The organism is Streptomyces sp. NPDC059853 (assembly GCF_042731495.1).
GTDB lineage: Bacteria > Actinomycetota > Actinomycetes > Streptomycetales > Streptomycetaceae > Streptomyces.
The window spans coordinates 1-9,181 of record NZ_JBHWJL010000214.1; the positions used below are offsets into that span (position 1 = coordinate 1).

Annotated in this window: 10 protein-coding genes; 4 read left to right on the forward strand and 6 right to left on the reverse strand. The window is 72.2% G+C overall.

The annotated features are described in order from the left end of the window. Positions 1–136: 136 nt before the first annotated feature. Both ACFV5N_RS20045 and ACFV5N_RS20050 read right to left on the reverse strand, forming a co-directional pair. Positions 137–493, reverse strand: a complete 357-nt coding sequence (locus ACFV5N_RS20045) for a WhiB family transcriptional regulator (protein ID WP_385601529.1) — start codon at positions 491–493, stop codon at positions 137–139. 211 nt (positions 494–704) lie between these two features. Then, complete coding sequence (locus ACFV5N_RS20050; RefSeq protein ID WP_385601532.1) at positions 705–1,376, reverse strand: DUF1707 domain-containing protein; 672 nt, start codon at positions 1,374–1,376, stop codon at positions 705–707. 118 nt (positions 1,377–1,494) lie between these two features. Here ACFV5N_RS20050 and ACFV5N_RS20055 point away from each other — a divergent pair, with 118 nt between their 5' ends. Next, positions 1,495–2,436: an SPFH domain-containing protein gene (locus ACFV5N_RS20055; protein WP_385601533.1), complete on the forward strand. Its 942-nt coding sequence runs from the start codon at positions 1,495–1,497 to the stop codon at positions 2,434–2,436. Further along, entirely contained in the window at positions 2,433–2,702 is a 270-nt protein-coding gene (locus tag ACFV5N_RS20060) for a hypothetical protein (RefSeq protein WP_385601535.1), read from the forward strand. Before ACFV5N_RS20055 ends, ACFV5N_RS20060 begins: the two co-directional genes overlap by 4 nt. On the opposite strand, the gene ACFV5N_RS20065 is transcribed toward ACFV5N_RS20060, so the two are convergent. Next, positions 2,689–3,621, reverse strand: a complete 933-nt coding sequence (locus ACFV5N_RS20065; protein ID WP_385601536.1) for a hydrogen peroxide-inducible genes activator — start codon at positions 3,619–3,621, stop codon at positions 2,689–2,691. The two genes, ACFV5N_RS20060 and ACFV5N_RS20065, sit on opposite strands and share 14 nt — an antisense overlap. A 176-nt stretch (positions 3,622–3,797) precedes the next feature. Between ACFV5N_RS20065 and ACFV5N_RS20070 the strand changes: the two genes are divergently transcribed. After that, positions 3,798–4,352: a peroxiredoxin gene (locus ACFV5N_RS20070; RefSeq protein WP_385601538.1), complete on the forward strand. Its 555-nt coding sequence runs from the start codon at positions 3,798–3,800 to the stop codon at positions 4,350–4,352. A gap of 10 nt (positions 4,353–4,362) precedes the next feature. After that, positions 4,363–4,893, forward strand: a complete 531-nt coding sequence (locus ACFV5N_RS20075; RefSeq protein ID WP_385601540.1) for an alkyl hydroperoxide reductase — start codon at positions 4,363–4,365, stop codon at positions 4,891–4,893. 39 nt (positions 4,894–4,932) lie between these two features. Here ACFV5N_RS20075 and ACFV5N_RS20080 read toward each other — a convergent pair whose 3' ends face one another. The 3 genes from ACFV5N_RS20080 to ACFV5N_RS20090 form a co-directional block, all read right to left on the reverse strand. Beyond that, positions 4,933–6,849, reverse strand: a complete 1,917-nt coding sequence (locus tag ACFV5N_RS20080; RefSeq protein WP_385601543.1) for a SpoIIE family protein phosphatase — start codon at positions 6,847–6,849, stop codon at positions 4,933–4,935. Positions 6,850–6,937: 88 nt separating this feature from the next. Beyond that, positions 6,938–7,639 (reverse strand): DUF402 domain-containing protein, encoded by a 702-nt coding sequence (locus ACFV5N_RS20085; RefSeq protein ID WP_385601546.1) that lies wholly within the window; start codon positions 7,637–7,639, stop codon positions 6,938–6,940. Between the two features lie 41 nt (positions 7,640–7,680). Then, on the reverse strand, positions 7,681–9,078 hold the full coding sequence (locus ACFV5N_RS20090) for a class II fumarate hydratase (protein WP_385601549.1): 1,398 nt from the start codon (positions 9,076–9,078) through the stop codon (positions 7,681–7,683). Positions 9,079–9,181 lie beyond the last annotated feature (103 nt).

A 9,181-nucleotide genomic window follows, 5' to 3' on the forward strand; every position in this document is an offset into this window, starting at 1 on the left:
GCTGCGGGCGTACAGCGCGGTGGACTTCGACCGGGGGAAGTGACGGCGGTACGCCGGAGGGCTCCGGGGGCCGGCCCGCGCACGGGTGCGGGCCGGCCTGCGGTGGCGGCGGGGTGTCCGGCCGGGAGGGGTCCGGTCAGGCGACCCGGGTGGTGCCGCTCCCGCTGGTGGCCTCGCGACGGCGGCGCCGGCTGAGCACGACGCGGCGCTCGGCGGCGGTCAGCCCGCCCCACACCCCGTACGGCTCGGGCTGGAGCAGCGCGTGCTCACGGCACTCCAGCAGCACCGGGCAGCGGGCGCAGACCGCCTTGGCGGCCTGTTCGCGCGAGAGCCGGGCCGCGGTGGGCTCCTGGGAAGGGGCGAAGAAGAGTCCTGCCTCATCCCGCCGGCACGCTGCCTCGGAGTGCCACGGGCCCGCCAGGTCTCTCGAACTGCGCTGAGCCGGTACGGCAGGTGACCACTGGGACTCTTGGGGCGGTGACGATTGCAGCACAGTCAAACTCCTGACGACGGCTACCGGGGGTCGCTCATGGCTGGCTAAGAGACCCTCACCCGGACCGGACAGGTCCCCATCTGGATGGAGATGCCTTTCCCACCTCGCGCGGCCAAACGAGTGACGGTCCCCCGAGCCCTACCCGCTGTACGCGGGCTTATGCACGGAGCGACCACACGGGCAGTCGTATCAGTCGTATCCGCCGGGAATTTCAGGCATTCCGCAGATTCCGGACGGACTTGCCCGGCACCGGCCGGGCTTCGACCGAGCCGAAGACGGCGGCGCCCTTGACCATGATCACCGGAGCCGACGGGTCGGCCGAGACCATCTCGACGACCTCGAAGCTGCCGAGCACGCCGGTACCGCCGGTGCGGACCGTGACGTTCTCCGGGACCTTGATCTCCACGCTGCCGAACACGGCGGTGGCGTCGATGGTCACGTACTGCTGGTCGAAGATCGCCTCGGTCAGGTCGAGTTCGACGCTGCCGAAGACGGCGGACGCCACCGTGCGCAGCCCGAGCCGCCACCGCCCGTGCCGGTTGGCCGAGCTGAAGACGGCGACCACGCTGCGCGGCCCCGCGGGCACCGGCGCGACGGGCCCCGGCCGCGGCGGCGGAGCGGGCGCGGCCGGGCGCTGCCCGGCCGGCAGATCGCGGATCAGCGGCTCCAGTTCGCCCAGGGTCTTGGCCCGGTAGACGGACTCGATGCGTTCGGCGTGCTCCTCCGCGTCGAGCCGGCCCTCGGCCAGCGCCTCGCGCAGGATGTCCGCGATCCGGTCCCGGTCGGCGTCCGAGGCGCGTACGGGATCCGGCGCGGGGTGCGGTACGGGGGCCGGTGCGGCCGGCTTGGCGAGCGGCACGGCGGGAGGCTTTTCGGCAGTCACCCCGCCAGGCTACCGATTCGCGATACATCGCGACCACCCCCTTGCCATAAAGTGATATCAGATTGCTAAGGTTGGGCCGCGGCGGCACCCGGCCACCACGCACACGAACGGGGAGACCATGACCAACGGAACCGAACTCCACATCGACGCGCCCGAGATGCCCGAACCCCGGGTCAGGGAGACGGTGGCGCACAGCATCCCGGGCGGCCTCGCCCTGCTGCTCACCTTCCTGGGCACCGTCGCCAGCATCGGCATCACCATCGGCGGCGCGATACTCGCCAAGAACGACTCGGTCGCCCCCGGCGTGCTGCTGATCATCGGCGGCGGACTGCTCTTCCTCGTCTCGGTCTTCATGATGAGCGGCCTCAACATGGTCGCCCCCGGCGAGGCCCGCGTGGTGCAGTTCTTCGGCCGCTACTCGGGCACCATCCGCAAGGACGGGCTGCGCTGGGTCAACCCGCTGACCACCCGCGTCAAGATCTCCACCCGGGTCCGCAACCACGAGACCGCCGTCCTGAAGGTCAACGACGCCCACGGCAACCCGATCGAGCTGGCCGGGGTCATCGTCTGGAAGGTCGAGGACACCGCGCAGGCCAGCTTCGAGGTGGACGACTTCGTGGAGTTCGTGTCCACCCAGACCGAGTCCGCGCTGCGCCACATCGCCATCGAGTACCCCTACGACGCGCACGGCGAGGACGAACTGTCGCTGCGCGAGGACGCCGAGGAGATCACCGAGAAGCTGGCCGTGGAGCTGACCGCCCGGGTGCAGGCCGCCGGGGTGCGGATCATCGAGGCCCGCTTCACGCACCTCGCCTACGCCCCCGAGATCGCCTCCGCGATGCTCCAGCGCCAGCAGGCCGGCGCGGTCGTCGCCGCCCGGCAGACCATCGTGGACGGGGCCTGCGGCATGGTGGAGACCGCGCTGGCCCGGATCACCGAGTCCGAGATCGTCGAACTGGACGAGGAGCGCAAGGCCGCCATGGTCTCCAACCTGCTGGTCGTGCTCTGCGGCAACCACACCCCGCAGCCCGTACTGAACACCGGGTCGCTGTACCAGTGACGGACCCCGCCGAGCGCCCCGCCCGGCCGGCCCGCAAGCAGGTGCTGCTCCGGCTCGATCCCGCCGTGCACGACGCGCTCGCGCGCTGGGCCGCCGACGAACTGCGCAGCACCAACGCGCAGATCGACTATCTGCTGCGCCAGGCCCTGCGGGACGCCGGGCGGCTGCCGGGCACCGCCCGGCCGCACCCCCGGCGCGGCCGGCCGCCCCGGCAGAGCCGCGGCGACGCGGACGCGGCCGGTCCGCCGCCGGCTACGGACGGCTGATCCGCACCGGCAGCGGGCGCAGCGCCCGGCGCAGCGCGCGGGCCAGGGTCTCGAACTCGGCAGCGCGCGCCGTCCCGGTGCGCGTCACCAGGGCGATCCGCCGGGTCGGCGCGGGATGCTCGAAGAACCCGGTGGCCAGCTCCTCGCTGCGCGCCGTCTCCACCTTCAGGGCGGTACGCGGCAGCAGCGTCACCCCGAGGCCGCCGGCCACCAGCTGCACCAGCGTGGAGAGCCCGGCCGCGCCGGCCGCCATGGTGGCCCCCGACTCGCGGCCCGCCTCCTGGCAGATCTCCAGCGCCTGGTCGCGCAGGCAGTGCCCCTCGTCCAGCAGGATCAGCTCCAGGTCGCGCAGCGCCGCCCGGGGGATGTCCCGCCGCCCGGCCAGCGGATGGCCGTGCGGCAGGACGAGCGCGAAGTCCTCGTCGAACAGCGGCAGCTCGGTGAGCCCGGGATGGCCGAGCGGTACGGCCAGCAGCAGCGCGTCCAGCCGGCCGCCGGTGAGGCCCTCCAGCAGCTCGGCGGTGCGCTCCTCGTGCACCCGGAGCTCCAGGGCCGGGAACTCCTCGCGGATCAGCCGCAGCACGGTGGGCAGCAGATACGGCGCGCAGGTGGGGATCACGCCGAGCCGCAGCAGGCCGGTGAACGGCGCCCGGGCGGCCTCCGCCTCCTCCACCAGCTCCCGTACCGTTTCCAGGACGGAGCGGGCCCGCACCGCGAGCCGTTCACCGGCCGGGGAGAGCATGACCTTGCGGGTGGTGCGCTCCAGGAGGGTGATGTCGAGGGTCTCTTCGAGTGCGGCGACGGCGCCGGACAGCGCGGGCTGACTCATCCCGATGGCGGCGGCGGCCTCCCGGAAGTGCAGATGCTCCGCGACCGCGGCGAACGCTCTCAGCTGCGCGAATGTGGGCTGTCGTGCCATGCCCGCGGGCCCCGTCGTACCGGCCACTGATAACTACCTCCGATTAATCACGACGAGTCTAGCTATTTCTGAGATCAATGGCCGATATGGCAGCGTAGTGCCTGTCAGGACCGCCGGGGGACCCTCCGGCGGCCCCGGCAGCAACCCTCGGCACCACACAGCACAAGGAGATCGCGTTGCTCACCGTCGGCGACAAGTTCCCCGAGTACGACCTCACCGCCTGCGTCAGCCTCGACGCCGAGAGCGCCTTCGCTCAGATCAACCACAAGACCTACGAGGGCAAGTGGCGGGTCGTGTTCTTCTGGCCCAAGGACTTCACCTTCGTCTGCCCGACCGAGATCGCCGCCTTCGGCCAGCTGGAGGAGGAGTTCGCGGACCGCGACGCGCAGATCCTCGGCGTCTCCGGCGACTCCGAGTTCGTGCACCACGCCTGGCGCAAGGACCACGCCGACCTGCGCGACCTGCCCTTCCCCATGCTCGCCGACTCCAAGCACGAGCTGATGCGTGCGGCCGGTGTGCAGGGCGAGGACGGCTTCGCGCAGCGGGCCGTCTTCATCGTCGACCCCAACAACGAGATCCAGTTCACCATGGTGACCGCCGGCTCCGTCGGCCGTAACCCCAAGGAGGTCCTGCGGGTGCTGGACGCCCTGCAGACCGACGAGCTGTGCCCCTGCAACTGGACCAAGGGCGAGTCCACCCTGGACCCGGTCGCGCTCCTCGCGGGCGCGTGAGGCGGACCCCATGGCCCTCGACGACCTGAAGGCGTCCGTCCCGGCGTACGCCAAGGACCTGAAGCTGAACCTCGGCTCGGTCATAGGCAACTCGCCGCTGCCCGAGCAGCAGCTGTGGGGCACCGTCCTCGCCTGCGCCATCGCCTCCCGCTCCCCGCTCGTCCTGCGTGAGCTGGAGCCCGAGGCCCGCAAGCACCTGTCGGACGAGGCGTACACCGCCGCCAAGTCCGCCGCCGCGATCATGGCGATGAACAACGTCTTCTACCGCACCCGCCACCTGCTGAGCGACCCGGAGTACGGCACCCTGCGCGCCGGCCTGCGGATGAACGTCATCGGCAACCCGGGCGTGGAGAAGACCGACTTCGAGCTGTGGTCCCTCGCCGTCTCCGCCATCAACGGCTGCGGCCAGTGCCTCGACTCGCACGAGCAGGTGCTGCGCAAGGCCGGCGTCGACCGCGAGACGATCCAGGAGGCGTTCAAGATCGCCGCCGTCATCCAGGCGGTCGGCACCACCCTGGACGCGGAGGCGACGCTCGCCTGAGCGCGCCCGCCCGTGACGGCCTGCCCGGCCGGTCCCGACTCAGGACCGGCCGGGCAGCGCCATTTCGAACCACACCAGCTTGCCGGTGGACAGCCGGGTCGCACCCCACTTGCGGGCCAGCCGCTGCACCAGGTACAGCCCGCGCCCGCCCTCGTCCGCCGGGCCCGCCTGCCGCAGCCGGGGCAGCTGCGGGACGTCGTCGCCCACCTCGCAGCGCAGCACGTCGGTGCGCAGCAGCCGGACGCTGACGGGCCGCTCGGCGTACCGCACGGCGTTGGTGACCACCTCGGAGACCAGCAGTTCGACCGCGTCCTCCAGATCGGTCAGCTCCCAGCCGGCCAGCGAGTCGCGCACCAGGCGGCGCGCGTGTCGAACCGATTCGGGGCGCGGCTCCAGCTCCAGGGACGCCTCGTTGCCGGGCGCGATGCCCTCGAAGCGGGCGGCGAGCAGCGCGATGTCGTCGTCACGGTCGCCGGGGCCGACGATGTCGAGGATCGCCTCGCACAGCGGCTCCAGCGGGGTGGCGTGGTCCGGCCTGGTCAGCGAGGCGGTCTCGGTCAGCTTCTCGCGCAGGTCCTCCACACCCGTCCACACGTCCCGGGTCCTGGACTCCACCAGGCCGTCGGTGTACAGCACCAGGGTGGAGCCGGGCGGCGCGGGCAGTTCGACGGTCTGGAAGTCCACGCCGCCGACCCCGATGGGCGCGTTGGGCTCCAGATTGACCACCTCGGTGCTGCCGTCGCGGTGCAGCAGGACGGGCGGCGGGTGGCCCGCGTTGGCGGCGGTGATGCGGTGCGCGACCGGGTCGTACACCGCGTAGAGGCAGGTCGCCATGCGGTCGTCGCCCAGCCGCTGGGCCTGCTCGTCCAGGTGGTGCAGCACTTCCTGCGGCGGCAGGTCGAGACCGGCGAGGGTCTGCACGGTGGTGCGCAGCTGGCCCATGATGGCGGCCGAGGTGGTGGAGTGGCCCATCACATCGCCGACGACCAGCGCGACCCGGCTGCCGGGCAGCGGGATCGCGTCGTACCAGTCGCCGCCGACCCGGGCGGTCTTGCCCGCGGGCAGATAGCGGCTGGCCAGCCGGACGCCGGTGGGCTCGGGCAGGTCGTCCGGCAGCATGGTGCGCTGCAGCTCGTCGGCGATCGACGCCTCGCGGCCGTGCAGGATGGCCTTGTCCACCCCGAGCGCCGCGTGCGTGGACAGCTGCTGGGCGACCTGGAGGTCGTCCTTCTGGAAGGCGTCGCTGTCGGGACTGCGCAGGAAGACGGCGGCGCCGATCACCCGGCGCTGGCCGCGCAGCGGGGCGAGGATCGCGTGCCGCTCCTGGGGCGGTGTCTCGGCACCGGTCAGCTCCGCCAGCGCCTGCTGGGACACCTGGGAGTCGGTGAAGACGGGGCGCACCCCGCGCAGCACCTCGGCGAGCGGGCCGTTGCCCCGCAGCTCGACGCGGGTCAGGGCGCCCGACAGCAGCGGCAGCACGGCGGCGGTCGCCGTACCCCCGCCGCCGTCGCCCGCCAGACCGCCGGAGACGTCGGGGATGCGATCGGTGCGGCGCAGGACGAACACCCACGGATTGGTGGGCTGTTCGTCGCCGACCGGGAGCGGGTTGAGCAGATAGACCAGGATGGCGTCCGCGAAGGTGGGGACGGTGGCCCGGCACAGCCCCAGGATGATCTCCTCCGCGTCGCTGCCCCGGGCGATGCGCCGGGTGGCGACTCCCACGAACCGCAGCCGGTCGATGGCCCCGGAGCCGCTGCCCACGGTCCCCGACCCGCCACCGCCGCCCAGCGTTCCGGGGCCCGTCCCCGGTTCGGCCTGGACCGGGGGATGTTCGGCCGGATCGGGCTCGGAGCGCGCGTGCGGCAGGGCCGCGGAGCCGGCGTGGGAGGGTACGTCCGCCGTGCGAGCCGCGGGCTGGGGTGAGGTCGGGTCCGTCACGAGGGGATGTCCATCCATCCGGGCGAGGAACTGGCGTGCGAAGTAGGGATGTTGTGCGGTGGTGCGGTCGTGGGGGTCGATCCTACGTTTGACGCCCGGGGGTGCATCAAGAGGCTCTGGGATGCTGCGGGATCGCGTGCGCGCCGCGCGGCGGAACGGCCGGTGCGGCGGCCCGGTCCCAGTCACGGGGCAGGACGGGATTCCGCCACCGGGGGTCGGGCCGCCAGGACGCCCAGTTCTCGCTGAACGGCCGGCCCCACGCCCCGATCACGCGCGCCGCCGCCTGCCCGGCCACGCGGATCCGCTCCGCCTGCCCGGCATCCAGCAGGCCCGCCTGCTGCGCCTGGGCGAATTCGTCCTCGTCGCGCCACTCCCAGCTGCGATCGGGATAGACCGCGATATCGAGAAAATGGTCCTCCGAATCGACCCCGCCCGACCAGCGGTGCAGGGGCTCCTCAAGATTGACGTACCAGTTCTTGAAGCGCCACCCCCGATCCCAGAAAAGCCACACCGACCAGGGATCGCCGGGACGGGCCAGCTTGAGCACCCCACCACCCGACCAGCGGTCGCGCACCGTGATGCGCGGCTTGGTGTACCGGGTGGGCAGCGGCTCCTCGTGGATCGGGGTACCGTCGGCGAGCAGCGGGCGGACGCATTCGGTGCCCGGCGCCATCCACACGGCCAGCAGCTCCGGCGTATCACGGACGACGGTGACGGGGCGGCAGATATGAATACCGGGCGCCCCGTTCGCCCGGTAACGCCACAGAATGTGTTCCCCTGGTCGCCAAGCGTGCACTGGTTCTGTCATCGGCACATGATATTCCGGGCGACCGGGACAAGGCGCCACCCTCAAGGATGAGTCATGCGCAGCACGTCGAGGGCCTCGTCCAGCTGCTCCCGGGTCAGCTCACCGCGTTCCACGTACCCGCCGTCCAGGACCGCTTCCCGGATCGTCTTGCGCTCGGCCAGCGCCCGCTTGGCGATCCGGGCCGCTTCCTCGTAGCCCAGGTAGCGGTTGAGCGGCGTGACCACCGACGGGGAGGACTCGGCGTACTCGCGGGCCCGTTCGGCGTTGGCGGTGATACCGGTCACGGTGCGGCCGGCGAGCAGGGTGGCGGCGTTCGCCAGCAGCCGGATGGATTCCAGCAGATTCTTCGCCATCACCGGCAGCATGACATTCAGCTCGAAATTCCCGGCCGCGCCGGCCGCCGCGACCGCCGCGTCATTACCGGTGACCTGGACGCACACCATCAATACCGCCTCCGGCACCACCGGATTGACCTTGCCCGGCATGATCGAGGAACCCGGCTGGAGATCGGGCAGATTGATCTCGGCGAGCCCGGCGCGCGGGCCCGAGCCCATCCAGCGCAGATCGTTGCAGATCTTGGTGAGCGAGACCGCGATCGTCCGCAGCTGCCCCGAGGTCTCCACCAGCCCGTCCCGGGCGCCCTGCGCCTCGAAGTGATCGCGTGCCTCGGTCAGCGGCAGCCCGGTGGTCCGCGCCACCTCCTCGATGACCGCAGCCGAGAACCCGGCGGGCGTGTTGATGCCGGTGCCCACCGCCGTACCGCCCAGCGGCAGTTCGGCCAGCCGGGGCAGCGCGGACCGCAACCGCTCCACGCCGTACCGGATCTGCGCCGCGTACCCGCCGAACTCCTGGCCCAGGGTGACCGGGGTGGCGTCCATCAGATGGGTGCGCCCCGACTTCACCACCTCGGCGAACTCCGCGCTCTTGGCCTCGAACGCCCCGGCCAGGGTCTCCAGTGCCGGGATCAGCTCCCCGAGCACCGCGCCGGTGGCGGCGATGTGCAGGGAGGACGGGAAGACGTCGTTGGAGGACTGGCTGGCGTTGACCTCGTCATTGGGGTGGACGGGCCGGCCCAGCCGCTCACCGGCCAGCGTGGCCAGAACCTCGTTCATGTTCATGTTCGAGGAGGTGCCGGAGCCGGTCTGGAACACGTCCACCGGGAAGTGCTCGTCCCACTCCCCGCGCGCGACCTCCTCGGCCGCGGCCGAGATCGCCGCCCCGGTGTCCTCGGCCAGCACCCCGAGCCGGACGTTCACGGTCGCCGCGGCGGCCTTGATCCGGGCCAGCGCCGCGATGTGCGCGCGCTCCAGACCGCGCCCGGAGAGCGGGAAGTTCTCCACCGCCCGCTGCGTCTGGGCCCGCCACTTCGCCGCCGCCGGGACCCGTACCTCGCCCATCGAGTCGTGCTCGATGCGGAACTCACCACTCACGTCGCTCATACCCCCAAGCTAACGCGGCGGCCCCCGGGCGGGTCGGCGCGCGCCACGGCGGCACGCGCGGACTCGCCGGGGCAGCGGTCAGCCGCGCGGGCCGCCCACCGGG